Source organism: Mucilaginibacter sp. P2_A5 (genome assembly GCF_056404995.1).
Genome location: NZ_JBFUCY010000011.1, coordinates 79,568 through 100,408, shown reverse-complemented (window position 1 = coordinate 100,408; position 20,841 = coordinate 79,568). Strand labels below are relative to the sequence as shown.

General features: G+C 40.9%; 17 protein-coding genes. 9 read left to right on the top strand and 8 right to left on the bottom strand.

Annotated features, from left to right (window positions below; translation table 11 throughout):
• Positions 1-28: 28 nt before the first annotated feature.
• Together AC1DXF_RS11415 and AC1DXF_RS11410 are read right to left on the bottom strand one after the other, a co-directional pair.
• A complete protein-coding gene (locus tag AC1DXF_RS11415; protein ID WP_477448629.1) occupies positions 29-1,516 on the bottom strand; it encodes an oligosaccharide flippase family protein in 1,488 nt (495 codons plus the stop codon).
• Between the two features lie 80 nt (positions 1,517-1,596).
• Positions 1,597-2,604, bottom strand: a complete 1,008-nt coding sequence (locus AC1DXF_RS11410; protein WP_477448627.1) for a glycosyltransferase — start codon at positions 2,602-2,604, stop codon at positions 1,597-1,599.
• Between the two features lie 157 nt (positions 2,605-2,761).
• Here AC1DXF_RS11410 and AC1DXF_RS11405 point away from each other — a divergent pair, with 157 nt between their 5' ends.
• A complete protein-coding gene (locus AC1DXF_RS11405) occupies positions 2,762-3,550 on the top strand; it encodes a class I SAM-dependent methyltransferase (protein WP_477448626.1) in 789 nt (262 codons plus the stop codon).
• Positions 3,551-3,586: 36 nt separating this feature from the next.
• Here the strand turns inward: AC1DXF_RS11405 and AC1DXF_RS11400 are convergent, their stop codons facing one another.
• Both AC1DXF_RS11400 and typA read right to left on the bottom strand, forming a co-directional pair.
• Positions 3,587-4,441: a glycosyltransferase gene (locus tag AC1DXF_RS11400; RefSeq protein ID WP_477448624.1), complete on the bottom strand. Its 855-nt coding sequence runs from the start codon at positions 4,439-4,441 to the stop codon at positions 3,587-3,589.
• A gap of 154 nt (positions 4,442-4,595) precedes the next feature.
• Positions 4,596-6,407 (bottom strand): translational GTPase TypA, encoded by a 1,812-nt coding sequence (gene typA, locus AC1DXF_RS11395; RefSeq protein WP_477448622.1) that lies wholly within the window; start codon positions 6,405-6,407, stop codon positions 4,596-4,598.
• Between the two features lie 109 nt (positions 6,408-6,516).
• On the opposite strand from typA, the gene AC1DXF_RS11390 reads away from it, so the two are divergent.
• Positions 6,517-7,020, top strand: a complete 504-nt coding sequence (locus AC1DXF_RS11390; RefSeq protein WP_477448621.1) for a hypothetical protein — start codon at positions 6,517-6,519, stop codon at positions 7,018-7,020.
• A gap of 13 nt (positions 7,021-7,033) precedes the next feature.
• Here the strand turns inward: AC1DXF_RS11390 and AC1DXF_RS11385 are convergent, their stop codons facing one another.
• Positions 7,034-7,822 carry an alpha/beta hydrolase gene (locus AC1DXF_RS11385; RefSeq protein WP_477448619.1) on the bottom strand — a complete coding sequence of 263 codons (789 nt, stop codon included), beginning with the start codon at positions 7,820-7,822 and terminating at the stop codon, positions 7,034-7,036.
• A gap of 161 nt (positions 7,823-7,983) precedes the next feature.
• Between AC1DXF_RS11385 and AC1DXF_RS11380 the strand changes: the two genes are divergently transcribed.
• From AC1DXF_RS11380 to AC1DXF_RS11365, 4 genes are all read left to right on the top strand, one after another.
• Positions 7,984-8,691 (top strand): alpha/beta fold hydrolase, encoded by a 708-nt coding sequence (locus tag AC1DXF_RS11380; protein WP_477448617.1) that lies wholly within the window; start codon positions 7,984-7,986, stop codon positions 8,689-8,691.
• Between the two features lie 113 nt (positions 8,692-8,804).
• Positions 8,805-9,881, top strand: coding sequence for an ATP-grasp domain-containing protein (locus tag AC1DXF_RS11375; RefSeq protein ID WP_477448615.1), 1,077 nt, complete (start codon positions 8,805-8,807; stop codon positions 9,879-9,881).
• A gap of 181 nt (positions 9,882-10,062) precedes the next feature.
• Positions 10,063-11,160, top strand: a complete 1,098-nt coding sequence (locus AC1DXF_RS11370; protein WP_477448613.1) for a carboxylate-amine ligase — start codon at positions 10,063-10,065, stop codon at positions 11,158-11,160.
• 7 nt (positions 11,161-11,167) lie between these two features.
• Positions 11,168-11,998, top strand: coding sequence for a type 1 glutamine amidotransferase (locus tag AC1DXF_RS11365; protein ID WP_477448611.1), 831 nt, complete (start codon positions 11,168-11,170; stop codon positions 11,996-11,998).
• A gap of 304 nt (positions 11,999-12,302) precedes the next feature.
• Here AC1DXF_RS11365 and AC1DXF_RS11360 read toward each other — a convergent pair whose 3' ends face one another.
• Together AC1DXF_RS11360 and AC1DXF_RS11355 are read right to left on the bottom strand one after the other, a co-directional pair.
• Positions 12,303-13,649, bottom strand: coding sequence for an efflux RND transporter periplasmic adaptor subunit (locus AC1DXF_RS11360; RefSeq protein WP_477448609.1), 1,347 nt, complete (start codon positions 13,647-13,649; stop codon positions 12,303-12,305).
• 39 nt (positions 13,650-13,688) lie between these two features.
• Positions 13,689-15,137, bottom strand: a complete 1,449-nt coding sequence (locus tag AC1DXF_RS11355) for a TolC family protein (RefSeq protein ID WP_477448607.1) — start codon at positions 15,135-15,137, stop codon at positions 13,689-13,691.
• A gap of 93 nt (positions 15,138-15,230) precedes the next feature.
• Between AC1DXF_RS11355 and AC1DXF_RS11350 the strand changes: the two genes are divergently transcribed.
• The 3 genes from AC1DXF_RS11350 (at position 15,231) to AC1DXF_RS11340 (ending at position 18,925) form a co-directional block, all read left to right on the top strand.
• Positions 15,231-15,860, top strand: coding sequence for a polysaccharide deacetylase family protein (locus tag AC1DXF_RS11350; protein ID WP_477448605.1), 630 nt, complete (start codon positions 15,231-15,233; stop codon positions 15,858-15,860).
• Between the two features lie 233 nt (positions 15,861-16,093).
• Complete coding sequence (locus AC1DXF_RS11345; RefSeq protein WP_477448804.1) at positions 16,094-16,372, top strand: four helix bundle protein; 279 nt, start codon at positions 16,094-16,096, stop codon at positions 16,370-16,372.
• Between the two features lie 285 nt (positions 16,373-16,657).
• A complete protein-coding gene (locus AC1DXF_RS11340; RefSeq protein ID WP_477448603.1) occupies positions 16,658-18,925 on the top strand; it encodes an aconitate hydratase in 2,268 nt (755 codons plus the stop codon).
• A gap of 132 nt (positions 18,926-19,057) precedes the next feature.
• Here the strand turns inward: AC1DXF_RS11340 and AC1DXF_RS11335 are convergent, their stop codons facing one another.
• Positions 19,058-20,692, bottom strand: coding sequence for an ABC transporter substrate-binding protein (locus tag AC1DXF_RS11335; RefSeq protein WP_477448601.1), 1,635 nt, complete (start codon positions 20,690-20,692; stop codon positions 19,058-19,060).
• Between the last annotated feature and the right edge of the window lie 149 nt (positions 20,693-20,841).

Genomic DNA, 20,841 nt, shown 5'->3' with positions numbered 1-20,841 from the left:
AATTGTTACGTCACAACTTATTTAGCCATTATCTACTGGGTTTTATTTTTTTAAGTATCGAATCTATTTTCTCATTTACATCATCCGAAACATGAAAGTAATATGTCATCAATATATAAACCAAGGTTGTTACTCCGCTGCGTAACACTATATCCAGGTATAAATTGGGCATACGCCAAAAGTATTTGCCCACCAAAAAGCTCACAAGTGCAATAACTACGGCCAACAGGTGTTTATAATGGAATGGCTGCATTTTAAACCTTACCTTAATATAAAACCAGTTGCCCAAATTAAGAGCAGTCATGGTTATCAGGTATGCCAAAGCGGCGCCGGCCCCTCCGTATTTGGGTATAAGCAGATAGTTTAAAAATATGCATACTAAACTTGAAATAACAACGAAACCCATTGCCAGGCGGTATTTATGAGATGCCGCAATAATAGCGGTATTTAAGCCCCCGGTAATATCTACTAAAAAGCCTAAACCTATGATGATAAATACATTAAAGTGATCGCTATATTCTTTTTTGCGAAGAATGTCAGCCAAATTATCTCTATTAATAATAATACCAATAAACAACAGTAAGCCAGCAACCAATTGTATAACAGAAGTTTTATAATAAAGATCGGCAATAGTGGCCATATCTTTTGATTTCCAGGAGTCGGTTACTATTTGATAGGTTGTACGGCTTAGCGCTTGCGCCGGAACACCTATAACGATGGCTATATTAAAGAAAAAACTATAAACCCCCTGTTCAGACAGCCCGGACATTGAACTTAGCATAATTATATCTACTTTTTGCAGCAGTACATATACCGTAGTCGATATTAATGTGTACAAACCATAAGTCATAAGTTCTTTACTGTTGATTTTCGAGATACTTTGTCTTTTTAGCCTGATTGAGATTTTTTTGGACACAGCTATGCTGATTAACAGCATAACAGATACTAAAAAGTTAATAAAAACATATAATATTATAAACCCCTGAAAATCGATCCATTTTAAGGCAAGCATTAAAATACCCGCAGTAGTAAACAATCGCAAAAGAACATCTTTTAAAAGGCCCGAAAAAACAGTTTGATAAATAACCCTTCCTGTCATTTCAAGAAAATTAAAGCAAATAGTAAAAAAAGTAAGCGGTATCAGGTAATAATAATATTTTAAAAACAATGGCGACTTTTGGATATAACTGGCAACAATAATTGGCTTAAATACAATAAAAAGCAAGGTTGCCGCTATAAACCCAATTAATGAAACCATTGCCGCCCAGTGCATAAAGCCTTTGTGCTCGCGGTCTTCTGTACGGTGATAGGCAAAATACCTGGCAATAATATTGGGGATACCTAACGATGCAATAATTGAATATAAAATTGCTAAACCGCCAATTAAGTTAAATAAGCCATATTCTTTAGTGCTTAAATAAATAGGGTACAATAAAACCAAATTTATATAACCTATAACCATACCGGTATAAGTTATGAGCGTATTTTTATAAGCGTTTTTTTTAACAATGCCCATGCACAGTATTTATAAAGCTGAATTGTTTAACAAATATTTATATTTACTAAAAAGAGTCCTGTTGTTTGAAAGCCGGCCTGCTAAAACTTTTCGTTATCGGCTTTGCCTAATTTCCCCTCAAGCCCATCCCTTACCGCTACCAATAGTTTTGAATATGCCTCCTTTTTCGAACTCATCAAACTTATCAGTTTCAGATAGCTTAAATACAACCCTTTGTTCAGTTTGAAAACCAGCATATTGCTGATAAAGTTATTGGAGTAAAAAAACATCCGGTTTCTGACATGGTAATATGTTCTGAAATTCCATTGATCAAGTAAATGAGAATGGAAGGGCTTTCGCTTGTAATCCAACCCTTGTGATTTGTCAATATCAACCACTTTGCATACGGGTATAAGCCAGATAGTGCCTTTGTTTTTGGTAATACGATAAGTGTATTCAGAATCGTCGACATATAAAAACAGCCTTTCATCAGGAAATCCGATATCGTTAATTATCGATCTGTGAAGTAATAACCCTCCATATGGAACGTATGGCATCTGAACCCGGCTTTTATAAGGCTTATCTGTCTGAAATTTATAGCTCAGCTTTTGGTATTGATTGGCTAATATCCTAAAAACATTAAATCCCATAAAATCGTTAAAAGCCAGGTAACGATGGGAGTTTTCTCCCTGAGCTATTTTTACGTGTTGCATCCTGTCTTCGCGAAGGCAAAATAAAGCTTTCCTGTTGTCGGCCCCTTCAATGCTTTGCCATTCTGCCAGCAGTACGGTGAGCACATCGGCACAGGGCAGGTTATCGTCATCAAGCAGAAAAAAAAAATCGGCTTTGGTGTTTTCCACGGCATATTCAATCGCCATTTTATACCCCCCCGCAGACCCCTTGTTCTCGGTATTACTTATAACATCTATTCTACCGTCCTCAAGCTTTCTTACCTTATCTGCCACACTATATAATGAAGCGTTGTCAATAACAATTACCTGCGTTATTTGATTAAAGGCGAGTACACGTTTTAGTACTTTTTCCAGAAACCGCCACCTATCGCCATAAGTAACAGTTAAGATACATACACTATTTTCTAAGCCTGACATCAGTCGTCAAAATTATCATTTTATCAACAATAACTAACATGTTTTAATTTATCAAACATTTGCAGTTTTTATAACCGGTTTCAGAATAAGTCTTTTTTTTACCGGCAAGAATACATTATTTAATTACTTTTGGTTTCAAATACTTACAATAAAAGGGATGAATGATTTAGAAACTTATTTTAATCAAAACACAGAAAGAGTTATTTTAAAATGGCCCCATTATTTTGAAGTATACGAAAGACATTTTAGCAAATACAGGAATAAAGATATTGTTTTGTTAGAAATAGGAACATTTAACGGGGGTAGCCTGCAAATGTGGAAGAACTATTTTGGCGATCGTGCCAAAATCTATGGTATCGATATCAATCCTAATTGTAAACAGGTTGAAGAAGAAAACATCACTATACTGATAGGATCACAATCTGACCGTAATTTTTTAAAGAAAGTAAAAGAAGAAATTCCTCCTATTGATATTTTGATTGACGATGGGGGACACACCATGTTACAACAAATTGTTTCTTTTGAAGAGTTGTTTTCGCACGTAAAGCCCGATGGTGTTTATTTATGTGAGGATATGCATACTTCATACTGGGTACGTTTTGGAGGAGGATTTAAAAGGAGAGGAACATTTGTAGAATATTCCAAAAAATTTATTGATTATTTAAACGCCTACCATGCCGAAAAATCATTGAAGGTTAATTCTTTTACAGAATCGGTAAACTCCTTACATTATTACGATAGTATTTTGGTTATCGAAAAAAGGCCTACGCCAAAACCGTATACTGCCAAAACCGGTACTATCACAATACCTTATGCCGAAGAAGAAATGAAGGGGCTTGAGCTATTTTTTAAGAAAAAGTTAAATTATAAAGTTACATATGCACTAAACAGGTTTTTAGCTTTCTTTAGGCTGCCATTAAAAAATGGCGATTTTTATAATAAATAACTTAAGCAATTACATGATTGGGGCATAAAATATTTGCTATTGCAGCTTACCGGTTTTTTTAGTGATGAAGTGCAGCCACCCTTTTAGCATAAACCGGAGTTTTATCATTTTATGCTTTTCATATAATAAAACATGCCTCAAATCTCGGAACATGCTTAAAAATATGTTGTAACAAAAGCCGGGGTAATGCCGCCAGTACTTGAATATAAGTATCAATTTATTTCTGGTGATATAATACCGCCTTACTTCATTGTAATTAAGCGCGGTTATTTGATATCCCGCAGGCGATTGGTGTTTGGTTGCATTGCCCAGGTTGTGCGCCAGGTGTACCGTATTAAGCCTTAATACTTTAAAGTTGTGCACGTTTAACCGCAGGCAATAATCCCAGTCAACCGCGTCAATAAAATACCGTTCGTCAAAACCGTTAATATACCGGTAAGCAAACAGGCTGATAAGGTTTCCCGATGTCATGGTTGTTAACACCGCCTCATCATGCGTTGCCGGTTTAACAGAAACATTGGTTTGATGAAATGGCGATACGATACCGGTAAGCTCCTCATCCTGTTGTATCGCAAATTCAATTAACTTTAAAATATCACCCGGCTCAAACCTGCTGTCTTGGTCCATCGTGAGCAACCAATTGGCGCCATTGGCAATGGCCAGCTTTGCACCCTGGTTTAAGGCATAGGCAATACCCTGGTTAGTTTGGTTTTTTATATATATGCATTTAGGAACGGAGTTTAGCCCGTTAATAACATTTAAGTCGGTTTCGGCAGAATTATCAATAACGTATAAATGCTCCAAACCATCAATATATGATTTGATATTACCAACAAGCGAAATATCAGGGTGGTATAAAACTACCACGCCTTCAATTTTATTTTTCTGCATCAGCTTATCAAATTAAAAACAACAGGCACCATTAAGTGTGTAACCATATTTACAAAAATATACAAAAGAAACAGTTTAGATATCGCATTAATTATTGTTAAAAAAAAAGAGGCAAACCTAAGCTTGCCTCTGCCTTATTATAATAAAATAATGATTATTGGCTTGTAAATTTCTTAGCGTTTATTTTACGCTCGTTTTCGTTCAGGTAAATTTTGCGTAAACGGATGCTTTGCGGCGTAACCTCGATGTACTCATCAGCCTGGATGTACTCCATTGATTCCTCTAACGAGAATTTGATAGCCGGTGCAATCCTAACGTTGGTATCGCTACCAGATGCACGCATGTTGGTTAGCTGCTTGCCTTTGGTTAGGTTAATAACCAAGTCGTTATCGCGGATGTGCTCGCCTAATACCTGTCCTTCGTAAATATCAACTCCCGGATCAACGTGGAACCTGCCACGATCCTGTAATTTATCAATGGCGAAAGCGGTGGTTTTACCTGTATCCATAGATACCAATACACCATTTAAACGGCCTGGGATAGTACCTTTCCATGGCTCGTATGCTTTAAAGCGGTGTGCCATGATAGCCTCGCCGCCGGTAGCGGTTAATACGTTGTTACGCAAGCCTATGATACCACGTGCAGGGATATCAAATTCCAGGTGTTGTAAATCGCCTTTAGGCTCCATTACCAACAAATCGCCTTTACGTTGTGTTACCAGCTCAATTACTTTACCTGCAACATCGCCCGGTACATCAACAATAAGGGTTTCAACCGGCTCGCATTTAACACCGTCAATTTCTTTAACGATAACCTGCGGCTGACCTACCTGCAATTCGTAACCTTCACGACGCATGGTCTCGATCAGTACTGATAAGTGAAGGATACCACGGCCATACACCAGGTATGAGTCAGGCGATTCGGTTTCAACAACCTTAAGCGCCAGGTTTTTTTCCATCTCTTTGTACAAACGGTCGCGTAAGTGGCGTGAAGTAACAAATTTACCTTCTTTACCGAAGAAAGGAGAGGTATTGATGGTGAACAGCATGTTCATGGTTGGCTCATCAATTTTTATAACCGCCAGTTGCTCTGGTTTTTCAAAATCGGCAATAGTATCGCCAATATCAAAACCTTCAATACCAACAACAGCGCAGATATCGCCCGAGCTAACTTCTGTAGCGCGTACTTTACCTAAACCTTCAAAGGTATAAAGTTCTTTAATTCTTGATTTTTGGATAGTGCCATCGCGTTTTACCAAAGATACCGGCTGGTTTTCTTTGATAGTACCACGTGCCACACGACCGATAGCGATACGGCCTACGAATGAAGAATAATCCAAAGAGGTAATCTGCATTTGTAAAGTACCTTCAGCAATAGGTGCAGGAGGAATATTAGCTAATATGGCATCCATTAACGGGAAAATATCCTCAGTAGGAGTTTTCCAGTCGGTGCTCATCCAACCTTGTTTTGACGAACCGTAGATAACCGGGAAATCCAGCTGATCTTCAGTTGCTTCAAGGTTGAAGAATAATTCAAATATCTGTTCGTAAACTTCTTCAGGGCGGCAGTTTTCTTTATCTACCTTGTTTACAACCACAATTGGTTTTAAGCCTAAAGCCAAAGCCTTTTGGGTTACAAAGCGGGTTTGAGGCATAGCGCCTTCAAAAGCATCGCAAAGTAGCAATACACCATCGGCCATTTTCAATACACGCTCAACCTCGCCACCAAAATCGGCGTGACCAGGAGTATCAATAATGTTGATCTTAACGTCTTTATACCTTACCGAAACGTTTTTTGATACGATGGTGATACCTCGCTCACGTTCCAGGTCATTGTTGTCCAATATTAATTCACCAGTTTCCTGGCCATCACGAAAGATGGCGCAACTGTGTAAAATTTTGTCAACCAATGTAGTTTTACCGTGGTCAACGTGTGCGATGATCGCAATGTTTCTTATTTTTTGCATGAAATATGCCCCTATAAATTTGGCGCAAAGGTACGTTTAATATATGAGATTTTAAAACGTTGTCAAGTTATTGGATATTTAATTGTTTTTTGCTGACATTTGGAACACAATGAAAAAAATCCTACTCCTGCTATTTTCAATAGTGCTTATTGGAAATATATCAAAAGCTCAAACATGGGTGACCCACAGAGGTGATAATCGAATTTCTGTAAAATTCCCAACAGAACCCAAGGAATTAATTAAAGGCACTTACGGCGCTACACTTAAAGATAGCAGCAATGTATTTGTATTCACGATTGTTGATTTTGAAGAAGTGGCACATATTGACTCAACAGCCTTGGCTCCGTTTAAAGCCACGCCTCAATTTGCCGCACAACTTAAGGAAGGAATGAGTAAAAGTTTGCCGAGCGTAAATCTGGAAGACTTTAAGATAGGCACATGGAAAGGCTTCACCAGTTATACCACATCAGGAACAGATAAATTAAGCAATAAATACACCATATTTATGATTTTGATTGGCAACAAACTGTACAGCCTATCAACAATTATAAAAAACAACACGACCATAAACCTAACAGCTGATTACTTTGCATCCATTATACTAAGCAGTTAAATTATTAAAAATCCTACCTCCCAAAAGCCCAGCACAAAAACTTACCCATTACTCTGCCCCAGGTTTCGGTATTATGGCTGCCGCCAACAACTTCAACATACTGAATATCCGCAGGGCGCGAATAGCCTTTTGCTTCCAGTTCCTTAATCAGGTCGATGGTGTCGTCAATAGCGTCTATAATCCCGTTTTTGTTCCGGTCGCTGGTTTCATCTTTGGTGCCTGTTTGCAGCCAGAACTTTAAACAGGGTTTATCTTCGGTTTCTCTGATTAAAGCATGCGCAATCCGGTCGTTATCTGTGTACCCTTTAGCCAAGTCCTTACTTCTCCACCAGAACGAACCTGAAAATACCCCCACCTTATCAAACACATCCGCGTTATTCCAGCAAATGTCAAATGCCGATAACCCGCCTAAAGAAAAACCGGCAAAGGCCGTACTTTCAAATTCGTGAATACCTGTTTGCAGCTTTATCTGCGGCAGCAATTCATTTATAATAAATTGAGTATAATTATCAGCCATTGCACCCCGCTTTTTAAAATCGGCCCTGCCGGCTACCCCGTATTCCTGCAGCCTATCTTCACCGGCGTGTATGGCCGCCACCAACAATGGTTTTATGCGGTTGGTGTTATATAGTTGTTCCAGTGTTTGGCTAAGTGCAAGGTTTTCCAGCTCCTGTCCGTCGTTCAGCAATAAAAGGTTTAACGGCTCTGCAATTTCCTGTTCATCGGGTATTAAAAGGGTTAATGTTACTTCCCTTTTTAGCAGGGTTGAATTTATCGTTATCGTTTTTTCTATTATCGTCATTTCTGTTTCAGCCCAGCCCCAATTCATCTTATGTTAATTTTAAAGGGCACAAAAGTACGCTATGTTTTCAGTTTATTAAGGTAATGTATTAATTTATCAGTTAGTTGCCTTTTTCAGTTAAACCACTTAACTTACATCAATTAAAACTTAAACTGCCCATTTTGATAGAAAAATATCATCGCTGGTACTCGCCAAACTTAAACCTGCACGTAGAAATGCTGGTATTTGGCGATCGTGGATTTCCTGTTATACTATTCCCTACTACCAAGGGCCGCTATCACCAGAATAAGGATTTTGGCCTGATTGATAGCGTAAAATGGTTTGTAGACCAGGGCCTGGTGAAGATTTACTGCCCCGATACGTTGGATGACCGCACCTGGTACGATAAAGGCATCCACCCGGCCGACCGCGCCCGCAATTACAGCTGGTACGATAAAATGCTTTTACATGAGCTGGCGCCCTGGGCTATGCACGAAACCGGCATTGGTAAAGTAGCAGTTGCCGGATGCAGTTTTGGCGGTTACCATGCTGCAAACTTTGCATTTAAGCATCCCGAAAAAGTGGCGCACCTTTTTACAATGGGCGGCGCCTTTGATATCAAAATGTTTACCGACGGCTTTTATAACGACGATATTTTTTACAACAACCCCGTAGATTATTTGCCCGGCAGCAACACCGGCGACCTGTGGAACATCAACATCATCCTGGGCACATCTGAACATGACATTTGCAAGGATTATAATATCCAGCTATCAAACATTTTAAATAAAAAAGGTATTAACCATTGGCTGGATATCCGCCCGAATGCCAGTCACGACTGGCCGATTTGGAAAGAAATGTTTCCGCATTATTTGTCAACGATAAAATAGAATTAAGAATCAAGACAGAAAAACAATACTATCTAAAACTTAAAATCTACATAAAAACAGCCAGGAGCCCAAAATGCAAACTGCAAACCGGCAACTGCAAACTGAACAACACTATGAAAAAAATAGGCATCTTATTCGGACAGGAAAATTCGTTCCCACAGGCTTTTGTGGATAGGATAAACCAGAAAGCAGAGAAAAACATATCGGCGGAGTTTGTCCGCATTGATAAAGTAATACAGGCCGAACCATTGGATTACGCGGTGATTGTGGATAGAATCTCGCAGGATGTTCCTTTTTATCGCGCTGCATTAAAAAATGCTGCTATTTGCGGTACGGCTGTTATCAATAACCCCTTTTGGTGGAGCGCCGACGAGAAGTTTTTTAACAATGCGCTGGCTGTAAAAATTGGCATACCCGTACCCAAAACAGTGATATTACCTTCAAAAGATCTACCCGATGATACTACAGACAAATCTTTCCGTAACCTGGCTTACCCGTTGGATTGGGACGGCATTTTTAACTATGTTGGTTTCCCTGCCTACATGAAACCATTTGATGGTGGCGGCTGGAAAGAGGTTTATAAACTGGAGGATAAAGAAGATTTTTTTGACAAGTACAACAAAACCAAACAGTATGTAATGATGCTGCAGGAAGAGGTGGTTTTTGACGATTATTTTCGATGCTACTGCATTGGCGGCAAGCACGTACGCATTATGCAATACGAGCCGCGCAACCCGCATCATTTGCGTTACGAGCATGGCAAAGCGCCTGCATCAAAAAAATTATTAGAAACTGTTAAAGATTATGTGATAAAACTGAACCAGTTTTTAGGCTACGATTTTAATACCGTGGAGTTTGCCATTCGCGATGGCATCCCCTATGCTATTGATTTTTGTAACCCTGCCCCCGATGCCGAAGTTACCAGCGTAGGCCAGGACAATTTTGAATGGGTGGTTGAAACTGCTGCCGATTACGCCATTGAACGCGCCAAAAAACAAAAGGACGGTTTAGACAACCTTACCTGGGGCGAGTTTGTAAAAACATCCGCTGCGAAAACTCCGCTGGTAAGCGCGAAAGCAAAACCGGCTAAAGTGGATGTATCCGTGGGTGTAGTTGAACATGCTATTGAGGTAGAAGGGAAAGTGAAGAAGGAGAAGGTGGTGAAAGCGAAGAAAGTAGCAAAGAAGTAATATAGGATAGCGAGGGGTTTAAGGTCATCGCTTTAGTTAAAAAAGCCCGGACTGGCGCGATTCCCCTCTTGAGAGGGGCGGAGGGGTGTGTTCTGAATGTTGTATAACACACCCCTGCCCTCGCACAGCCAAACCCGCCCCCTCTCGAGAGGGAACTTTTACGTATTTAACCTAACCAATTATGAACAAGTTTACCTTAGGTGTTGAAGAAGAATTTATGGTGATTGACCCTGTAAGCAGGGAGCTAAAATCGCACGAGCAAAAAATTGTAGATAGCGCGCAAAAAATCCACGAAGACCAGGTGAAGGCCGAAATGCACCAGGCGGTTGTGGAGGTAGGCACGCATATTTGCCATAATACCACTGAAGCCCGTAAAGAGGTAAGCAAACTGCGCACAACCGTGGCCATGCTTGCCGGCGATATTGGCTTGCGCATTGGTGCAGCGGGAACGCACCCGTTTTCGCACTGGCAACATCAGCTCATCACAGATCATCCACGTTATTTCGAGATTGTAGATGAGATGCAGGAGGCTGCCCGCTCCAACCTCATTTTTGGCTTACACGTGCATGTGGGCATCCAATCGCGGGATATGGCTATCCATATTGCCAACCAGGTGCGATATTTTTTACCGCACGTGTATGCCTTATCAACAAACTCTCCGTTTTGGGAGGGAAGGAACACTGGGTTCAAATCCTTCCGCACCAAGGTATTTGATAAATTTCCGCGCACCGGTATTCCCGATTATTTCAGTAGCATCGAGGAGTACGATAATTATATTAAGCTGCTGGTAAAAACCAACTGCATCGATAACGCTAAAAAAATCTGGTGGGATATCCGGGTTCACCCGTTTTTCGAGACTATCGAATTTCGCATTTGCGATTGCCCCATGCTGGTTGATGAAACTATCGCCTTTGCAGCACTTTTCCAAGCCCTGTGTGCTAAGCTATATAAGCTCCGTCAGCAAAACATGAAGTTTATAACCTACTCGCGGGCGCTTATTAATGAAAATAAATGGCGGGCCGCCCGTTACGGCATTGATGGTAAAATGATTGATTTTGGTAAAGAGATGGAGGTAAACACCCGGTCGTTAGTTTTGGAGCTTTTAGATTTTGTGGACGATGTGGTTGACGACCTTGGCTCGCGCGATGACCTGCAGTATGTACACAAAATACTGGAAACCGGCACGGGGGCCGACAGGCAGCTGGCAGTTTACCAGCAAAATAATAACTTTGCAGATGTGGTTGATTACATCACATCGCAAACACTAAAGGGACTGTAACGACAGAATGACAACGAAACCGGAAATAAAAGTAGCCATACTTGATTTGTATGATGGGATAGCGAATGAGGGGATGCGCGGTTTCCAGGATATTTTAAACAGATATAAAGTACAACACGATTTAAATATCACTTACAAAATATTTGATGTTCGCAGGGGATGCGAGGTGCCTGGGCTTGATTTTGATATTTACATATCAAGCGGAGGCCCCGGCAGCCCTTTACATGAGGGTACGGAATGGGAAAAGAAATATTTCAGGCTCACAGACAAGCTCGAAGACCACAACCTATCCGGCACTACCGATAAAAAGCATGCCTTGTATGTTTGTCATTCTTTCCAGCTGATGTGTTGCAAATACGGCTTAGGTGATATTAATACCCGCCGCTCACCATCATTTGGCGTGTTGCCGGTAAATAAAACCGGGGCCGGTTTAACCGAGCCACTATTTGAAGGCCTTGCCGAACCATTTTACGCGGTTGATTCAAGAAGCTGGCAGGTGATCAATCCGAACGAAAACCGGTTTAAAGAATTGAATATGCAGCTGGTGGCTATCGAAAAAGAGCGCCCGCATATTGACTTACCGCGCGCAATGATGGCCATTCGCTTTGACGAGTATTCCTTTGCTACCCAGTTTCACCCCGAAGCGGATGCCAATGGCATGAAAAACCTGCTTTTAAAGGAAGACAAAAAAGATGAGGTAATTAACGAGCATGGCGACGTAAAATACAAGGAAATGCTAAGCCACCTTGCCGACCCTGACAAAATCAGCCATACCCAACAAACACTAATCCCTAATTTTTTGGATCAGGCTGTGATGAGTTTACAAGGATTGATATAAGAAAAATATTATTACAAGAAGTAAAATCCAGGTGGTTGTAAAACCCGCAGCCGATGAAAGAACAATGAATCTGATAACCCGCTATGACCTCCGCTGTTGCGGTTTTGTTGCGGTTTTATTTTATGAAAATTCATAATACATTGACTATCAAGAAGATGTTATTTTTCGCTGTTTCACCAGTTGCGCAACACTACAGCAATGATTCTGAAAATTCTAAAATCCTGTAAATTCTGATTCAGACATATATTAACAAAGCCGCAACCCAATAGGACTGCGGCTTTGTTAATATTAAAATATCTTCTGATTAGTTGCTCTTACTGTTATCTGCATTAAACAGCTTTGCTTTATCAACTTTTTCCACTACCATACCATCGGCAAGTGTTTTAGTGATGGCCGCATAAGGGGCAGATACCACTTCCTCGCCTCCCTTAAGTCCGGTCAACACCTGGATATAAGTATCATTCTGGATGCCTGTAGTAACCTGTACTTGTTTAAGCTTGTTGCCCGCAGTTAACACAAATACATATTCTTTTGATGGCTGTGTAATTGATGGTTTACTCTTGTCGTCGTCCTTTTTAGGCGGGCCATTCTGTTCCTTTTTCTCTTCGCGGGTGGTTACCGATTGAATTGGTACCGATAACGATTTTACCTGGTTGGTATTGATATCAACTGTAGCTGTTAATCCCGGGCGGAAAGGTGATGGGTTATCGGCAGATTTTTTTAATAAGGCTGTGTATGAGGCGGCATTGATACGCACTTTAACAGTAAAGTTAGTTACCTGGTCGGCTGTTGTACCTACCACATTGGCCGAGCTCCCTATTTCAGAAACTACACCGGTAAATTTCTTACCCAAAAACGCGTCAATCTCGATGTTGGATGAATCGCCCAACGAAATGCGATTAATATCGTTTTCGTTCACATCAACGTTAACATCCATTTTGCTAAGGTCAGATATGGTCATGATCTCAGTACCTGCAAATTGCTGGGTACCTAACACACGTTCGCCCAATTCGATAGATAGTTTTGATACTACACCATCAACCGGTGAGTAAATGGTTGTTTTGGCCAGGTTATCTTGCGCTTCTTTAACAGATGCTGATGATTGCGCTAAACCGTATTGCGAGCCAATAACATTTTGCTTGGCAGCTTCCAACGATGCCTTAGCGCCCTCGTAAGCGGCCTTGGCGTTTTCATATTCCGACACAGTAAGTACCTTATTTTTATAAAGCTCCTGGCTGCGTTTAAATATACCTGCCTGGTTATCAAATGTAGCCTGGGCCTGTTTTAACAATTGACCGGAGTTACCTACACTTGCTTTTTGGGTATTGTATGATGCAATGGCACGGTCATAACCAGATTTTAATATATCAGGACGGATTTTACAAAGCAACTGGCCTTTTTTAACCACGTCGCCTTCCTTAATTGGCAACTCAACAACCTCACCAGACACTTCAGGGCTTATCTTAACTTCGATATGCGGTTTTATTTTGCCGCTGGCAGACACGGTTTCATTAATAACGCGGGTCTCGGCTTTCTCGGTGGCAACCTGCGTTAAAGGCGGCTTACCAATAAGGCCTGTTACTTTGGCAATGATCAGCAGAACAATCAGCGAGCCAAGTCCTATCAGAATATATTTAGTAGTTTTTCCCATGATTATGAGTTTGGATATTTACGGTTTTAGTTTTTTTATTTATAATGTTATCGGTTTGCCCAGGTAATAATCAATCACTTTTGCCCTAAACACAACCATGTATTGCGCGTTGATCATGTCAAACTGCGATTTATTAAGGTTGGTTAAGGAGGTATTATAATCTAGCGAGTTTACCAAACCAACATTATAGCGCTGTTGTATAATGTTAAAAGCCTCTTTATTGGCCTGGTAAGTTTGCGTATATGACAGGTATGATTTTTCGGCAGCTTTTACATCCAATACCGCCTGGTAAATAATTTTGTTCAGGTTGTTGCGGGCAAGCTGTGTTGTTACCCTTGCATTTTCGTACTGTATTTTTGCTTTGCGCACCGATGTACGTGAACTAAAACGGTTAAAAATAGGTATCTGCAAACTAACCCCTACCGATTGGTTAAAGTTATCGCTCAGCTGTTTAAAAAACGGATACTTATTATATACTGCAGCATATTGTGGCACAGTAGCCGGCAGGCTGCGGTTGCCATTAACAAAACCAACAGTATCAACTCTGCCGGTAGGTGTTATCCCCCCCAATAAAGTACGCGCGTCTGAATAATTTGATCCCAACTGCCCAAACAATACTACACTTGGGTAATAATTACCCTGCGCTATTTTAATACCTTGTTGGGTAGCCTTCTCCCGTTGTTCTGCCAGCAATAAATCCGGGTTAACCAATTCGGCGGTTTTTAAAACCTCTTCGGCATTGTATAAGGTTTGAATGTCTGTCAGTTTGCTGATATCAGGTTTCTCAACTACTATATTTGTTTGCGGGGCCATTTCCATGTATTGCTTTAAGGTAAGCAACGAAATTTCATAGGCATTTTGAGCATTGGTATAATTCAGATCGGCTGTAGACACAGTTGCCTTTGCCTGCGACAGATCTGCCAGCGTTTGGTTGCCAACATCAAAGTTTTTTTGAGCCCTGTCTAAAGTAATTTTAGATACATCTATTTGCTGCTGAGCGGCTTTTACCAAATCCTGGTTGGTTAATACCTGTAAATAAGTAGTAACTACGTTTAAAATGAGGTCGTTCCTTACTTTTGCTGTTGCAGTTTTATCAGCATCCAGCAGTAAACGGTTCTGAATGATTGTATTGCGCAACTGCCCACCCTGAAACAGGGTTACCTGTGTTTGTATGGTACCATTCAACGCAAAAATGCGCTGGTTGATGAACTGGTTGGTAGATGGATCGATGTTACGGCCGAAGTTGAATGATGCCTGCGGGCCTGCGGTAAGGTTTGGGAGCTGGTTATATTTTGACTGTTTTAAAGTTTCATTATCCAAAGCCTCGGTAAACTGCGACTGTTTAATATTCAGGTTGCGCTCCAAAGCCATATCCACAGCTTTTTGTAACGATATTACCTCCTGCGCATTAGCCCTGAAGCTTAATGACGAAAACATGATGGCGCAAATAACAGTAGCTTTAAAAGATGGTATAAATTTTAGTTTCATAAGGTTTTTCTATACAATGGTAAGCAACTGATTACTACCTTGCGGTGTTGTTTTCTATCTACCGGAAAATTTAACATTAATTTCTGTTTGAATATGTACCTGGTTAAAACTCCCTGGCTGCTAAAAAAGCTTTATCCTGAGCTTATTTGGAATGTAAACCAAACTAACCGTTGTTGTATTTATCTCACTTTTGACGATGGACCCATACCTATTGTTACACCATTTGTTTTAAATATTTTAAAACAGTACAATGCCAAAGCAACGTTTTTTTGTATTGGCGACAATGTAAGCAAACATCCCGATATTTTCAGGCAGGTAGTTAACGATGGGCATGCTGTTGGCAACCATACCTACAACCACCTTAAAGGCTGGAAGACTGATAACAAAACCTACCTTGATAATTTCCTATTGGCAGATAAAATACTGCATACTAATTTATTTCGGCCACCTTACGGCCGTATCAAAAAACAACAGGTAATGGATTTAAAATCTGTTAAACCCGACATCAAAATCATCATGTGGGATGTGCTCAGTGGCGATTTTGATATTGACCTAAAGCCGGAGGATTGCCTGAAAAATGTACTGAAGCATACCGAAGCAGGATCAATAGTGGTATTTCATGATAGTTTGAAAGCCTTTGACAGGTTGAAGTTTGTTTTACCAAGGGCGATGGAGATTTGGAGTAAAGAGGGGTACTGTTTTGAGTTGATTAAGTTGGATTGAGTTGATTGGGTTGATTGGGTTGATTGAGTTGATTGGGTTGATTGAGTTGATTGGGTTGATTGGGTTGATTGGGTTGATTGGGTTGATTGGGTTGAAAATTATTTATGAGGAAGTACTTCACAAAAAATAAAATATTAAATGGCATCATTCACCGAACTGGAAACTTAGAAGTAGGCCCGAAAAATACGGATGTCGATTTCTGACCTTGTCAAAAGCTTTCCAAATGAGGAAAAATCAGGTTAACGGATCAAATAATTCGATGTTCAAGATCAATAGGAAACAACATCGCCGAAGGTCATGGCCGTTTCCATTTTCAGGATAATATTCGTTTTTGCATCATCGCCCGCGGCTCATTGTCGGAGACACTTGCTCACATGATTATTGCAAGAGATGAGAATTACATTGACGATAAAACATTAAAATCATTTCAAAATGACTACGGTCAATGCCTTAAATTATTAAACGGCTATATCTCTTTTATCAAAAAGAAAAAGAATGATGAATTAAGTTGAGTGAGTTGTTGATTAAGTTGGCTTGAGTTGAATAGGTTACAATTAATTCCATACAACCTACCCAATCCGTTCCAACCCATTCAACTCAACTCAATCCAACCCAATCAACCAACCCAATCAACCAACCCAATCAACCAACAACTTATTTAGAACCTATCCAAATAAGAATTGACGAAACCTTGATTATTAATTAGATGTTATATTTTGTAAATTCGCCGCACTAAGTTTCTGACAATCAATTTTAGTGTCAACTTCTTTTACTTTTCACCTAAAAATCAAATACAAATGGCTTTTGATTTAGATATGATCAAAAAGGTTTACGACCGCTACAGCACCCGTGTGGATGCTGCCCGCAAAGCGACTGGTAAACATCTTACTTTAACCGAGAAAATTTTATACGCCCACCTTTCAGAAGGCGATGCTAAAACAGCGTTTGGCCGCGGTGTGGATTATGTTGATTTTGCACCAGATCGCGTGGCTATGCAGGATGCAACAGCGCAAATGGCTTTATTGCAGTTTATGCAGGCTGGCCGTCCGCAGGTTGCTGTTCCATCTACCGTACATTGCGATCACCTGATACAAGCAAAAGTTGGCGCCGTTGCCGATTTAAATACCGCCGTTGACATCAACCGCGAGGTTTATGATTTCCTGGCTTCAGTATCTGATAAATATGGCATCGGTTTCTGGAAAGCAGGAGCCGGTATCATTCACCAGGTTGTATTGGAAAACTATGCGTTCCCTGGTGGTATGATGATAGGTACCGATTCGCACACGCCAAACGCGGGTGGCTTAGGTATGATTGCCATTGGTGTTGGTGGCGCCGATGCCTGCGATGTTATGGCCGGCTTACCATGGGAGCTTAAATTCCCTAAATTGATCGGTGTTAAATTAACCGGTAAATTATCTGGCTGGTCATCAGCTAAAGACGTTATATTAAAGGTAGCAGGTATCCTTACTGTAAAAGGTGGTACCGGTGCTATTGTTGAATATTTTGGCGAAGGAGCACGCTCTCTTTCGGCCACAGGTAAAGGTACCATCTGTAACATGGGTGCCGAAATTGGTGCTACCACTTCGGTATTTGGTTATGATGAAAAAATCGCTACCTATTTAACAGGCACAAAACGTGGAGACATTGCCGAATTGGCTAACGCTGTTGCAGAACACTTAACCGGCGACGTGGAAGTTTATGCCAATCCTGAGCAATATTTTGACCAGGTTATCGAAATCAACCTGAGCGAACTGGAGCCGCACATTAACGGTCCGTTTACGCCCGATCTGGCATGGCCAATCTCTAAATTTGCTACAGCGGTTAAAGAAAACAACTGGCCTGCAAAATTAGAAGTTGGTTTAATTGGCTCATGTACCAACTCATCTTACGAAGATATCACCCGTTCTGCATCTATTGCAAAACAGGCTATTGATAAACACCTTACAACCAAGGCTGAATTTACCATCACCCCGGGATCTGAACTGGTACGCTACACAGTTGACCGTGACGGCTACTTGGATACCTTTGCACAAATGGGCGGTGTGGTATTGGCAAATGCTTGCGGACCATGTATTGGTCAATGGGCTCGTCATACCGACGACCCTACACGCAAAAACTCTATCATCACATCGTTTAACCGCAACTTTGCTAAACGCCAGGATGGTAACCCTAACACCCACGCGTTTGTAGCATCACCAGAAATTGTAACAGCTTTGGCTATTGCAGGTGATTTAACTTTTAACCCGCTTACTGATACTTTAACCAATATTAATGGAGAACAAGTTAAACTTGACGAACCATTGGGTATAGAAATGCCGGTTAAGGGCTACGCTGTTGAAGATGCCGGTTACCAGGCCCCTGCCGAAGATGGCAGCCAGGTACAGGTATTGGTTGATCCAAAATCGGCACGTTTACAGTTATTAGAGCCGTTTGCCGCATGGGAAGGTGTAGACATTAAAGGCCTTAAATTGCTGATTAAAGCTAAAGGCAAGTGTACTACCGACCATATCTCGATGGCTGGCCCATGGCTAAAGTTCCGTGGTCACCTGGATAACATATCAAACAATATGTTGATTGGCGCCATCAATTACTTTAACAACACTGCCGATAGCGTTAAAAACGAACTTACCGGCGAGTACGGACCAGTACCGGCTACTCAACGTGATTACAAAGCAAACGGTATTGGATCGATAGTGGTAGGCGACGAAAACTATGGCGAAGGTTCATCACGTGAGCACGCTGCAATGGAGCCGCGTCACCTTGGCGTACGTGCCATATTGGTAAAATCATTTGCCCGTATCCATGAAACCAACCTTAAAAAACAAGGTATGCTGGGTATCACTTTTGCTGATAACAACGATTACGACAAGATCCAGGAGGACGACACCATCGACATCACCGGCTTAACAGAATTTGCTCCTGGCAAACAGTTAACCGTTGTGTTAAATCACAAAGACGGCTCGGTTGAATCATTCCCGGTTAACCATACTTACAATGCTCAGCAAATTGAGTGGTTTAAAGCAGGTGGTGCGCTAAACATCATTCGCAAACAAATGGCATCTTAATAAGGCTGAAAGCCGAAAGGTTAAAGCTGAAAGCTAAATTATACGAGCCTCCCTTTTGGGAGGCTTTTTTGTTTTCGATAATTTATATCTACTATTAATAAAAACAGAAATAAAAATCCCTCCTTTAGAGGGTTAGGGGGCTTTCACAACCCTTTTCAATACTAACAAATTCTGCCCGTTTAAACTAAAACCAGATATGTTATTCTGATAAAGGTTTACTAACTTATCATAATACAAAACCACCACCGGCGATTGTTCCATTACCAGGTTATCCATTTGCTGATATAACGCGTAACGGGCCGAATCATTTTTTACCTGGTAGGTTTGCTCAAACAATGCATCAAACTTTTTATTGTTGAAGCCGGTATAGTTGGGTCCAAACGGGATCTTATTTTTTGAATAGAAAACCGACAAGTAATTTTCGCCGTCCGGATAATCGGCAATCCATTGGCCGTAAAAAAAGTTGATGCCATTTTTCGACACCAGTTCCCGCAGGCTCGCGCCCTGGGTAATTTCTACGCTGGTTTTAATGCCTATCCTATCCAGCTGACCTTGCACATATTCAATGAGGCTGCGATAGCCTACCGTGGTAGCCAATGAAATTTCGGGCAAGCCCTTGCCATCAGGGAAACCGGCCTCCGCCAATAATCTGCGGGCTTTCTCCGGATCATAAGTATAGCCCTTAACACATTTACCATCAAAACCCGGCATACCCTGTGGAATGAAGCCTGCATAACCTGGAGTTCCCATGCTATTTCGCAGGTATTTGATCATTTTTTGCCGGTCGATAGCGTAGTTTATGGCCTGCCTTACTTTTAATATTTTCAGGGGCGATTTTTTGACGATGGCCAAATTACTGTCGACCAAAATACCGAGGTACATGGTGTTCAGGTAGGGCGCCGTATTTAAAATGAATTTGCCTTTATACTTTTGTGTAACCGTACCCGATTTGGTGAGGATATCATCGCGATAGCTGCCATCTATATCATTCAAAAAATCAAGCTTCTTTTTTACAAACTCCAAAAATGATGTTTGTTTATCGGCAATAAATGTAGCCCTTACCGCATCAAGGTACGGCAGATGCCTGCCATTTTTATCGGTTTCCCAGTACTTATCGTTTTTAAGCAGCACCAACACCTCTCCTTCCTTCCAATACTTAAACCTGAAGGGGCCGGTGCCAATAGGATGACTTCTGAAATCTTTACCATAAAACTCCACAACCTCTTTAGGTACAACCGAGCAATATTGCGCTGTAAGCATGCTCAAAAAAGGCGCAAAGGGTTGCTTCAGCCTGATGAGGAAAGTACTATCGTTGGGGGCGGTAAAGGCGCCGCAATCCTTTACTTTGTCGCTAAAAATCCAGGAGCCTGATGAAGCTACTTTAGGGTCTATCAATCGGCCAAAACTGTAAACAAAATCAGATGCCACAGCCCTGCGGCCTACGCCGTTTTCAAAAAGCCGGTCGTCATGAAAATAAACATCATTGCGCAGGTGAAATGTATACAGCAAGCCATCAGCAGATATTTCCCAGTTTTTGGCAATGCATGGCGTAACTTTTAAACTGTCATTAACCTGCACCAATCCGTTAAAAACCTGGTTATCCATCCAGATGGTATAACGGTTGCGGCAAAAGGCAGGATCAAGCGAGGTGAGGCCTTCCTCCAGGTTAATATTAAAAACCGTTTTATGCGAATCTGCAGATTTTGAAGAGCAAGCCGAAAGCTGGACCATCAATCCTAAAAACAGCAGTAAGACCAGTTTATTCATCACAAGCTAATGTAATGATTATTGAATTAGTGATTCAGTACCCGGCCGATTTATTACGCAGGGATGAAGGTTCTTAATTAGTGATTTATTGAATTACTGAATTATTGATTTTCTTAAATGGATAAATTACGGTTTGGCAATTTTGTCTG

What these genes read in the sequence shown, in the direction of transcription:
- AC1DXF_RS11415 (WP_477448629.1), bottom strand. Translation starts at nt 1,516, where the DNA reads ATGGGCATTGTTAAAAAAAACGCTTATAAAAATACGCTCATAACTTAT.
- AC1DXF_RS11410 (WP_477448627.1), bottom strand. Translation starts at nt 2,604, where the DNA reads ATGTCAGGCTTAGAAAATAGTGTATGTATCTTAACTGTTACTTATGGC.
- AC1DXF_RS11405 (WP_477448626.1), top strand. Translation starts at nt 2,762, where the DNA reads ATGAATGATTTAGAAACTTATTTTAATCAAAACACAGAAAGAGTTATT.
- AC1DXF_RS11400 (WP_477448624.1), bottom strand. Translation starts at nt 4,441, where the DNA reads ATGCAGAAAAATAAAATTGAAGGCGTGGTAGTTTTATACCACCCTGAT.
- typA (WP_477448622.1), bottom strand. Translation starts at nt 6,407, where the DNA reads ATGCAAAAAATAAGAAACATTGCGATCATCGCACACGTTGACCACGGT.
- AC1DXF_RS11390 (WP_477448621.1), top strand. Translation starts at nt 6,517, where the DNA reads ATGAAAAAAATCCTACTCCTGCTATTTTCAATAGTGCTTATTGGAAAT.
- AC1DXF_RS11385 (WP_477448619.1), bottom strand. Translation starts at nt 7,822, where the DNA reads ATGACGATAATAGAAAAAACGATAACGATAAATTCAACCCTGCTAAAA.
- AC1DXF_RS11375 (WP_477448615.1), top strand. Translation starts at nt 8,805, where the DNA reads ATGAAAAAAATAGGCATCTTATTCGGACAGGAAAATTCGTTCCCACAG.
- AC1DXF_RS11370 (WP_477448613.1), top strand. Translation starts at nt 10,063, where the DNA reads ATGAACAAGTTTACCTTAGGTGTTGAAGAAGAATTTATGGTGATTGAC.
- AC1DXF_RS11365 (WP_477448611.1), top strand. Translation starts at nt 11,168, where the DNA reads ATGACAACGAAACCGGAAATAAAAGTAGCCATACTTGATTTGTATGAT.
- AC1DXF_RS11360 (WP_477448609.1), bottom strand. Translation starts at nt 13,649, where the DNA reads ATGGGAAAAACTACTAAATATATTCTGATAGGACTTGGCTCGCTGATT.
- AC1DXF_RS11355 (WP_477448607.1), bottom strand. Translation starts at nt 15,137, where the DNA reads ATGAAACTAAAATTTATACCATCTTTTAAAGCTACTGTTATTTGCGCC.
- AC1DXF_RS11350 (WP_477448605.1), top strand. Translation starts at nt 15,231, where the DNA reads ATGTACCTGGTTAAAACTCCCTGGCTGCTAAAAAAGCTTTATCCTGAG.
- AC1DXF_RS11340 (WP_477448603.1), top strand. Translation starts at nt 16,658, where the DNA reads ATGGCTTTTGATTTAGATATGATCAAAAAGGTTTACGACCGCTACAGC.
- AC1DXF_RS11335 (WP_477448601.1), bottom strand. Translation starts at nt 20,692, where the DNA reads ATGAATAAACTGGTCTTACTGCTGTTTTTAGGATTGATGGTCCAGCTT.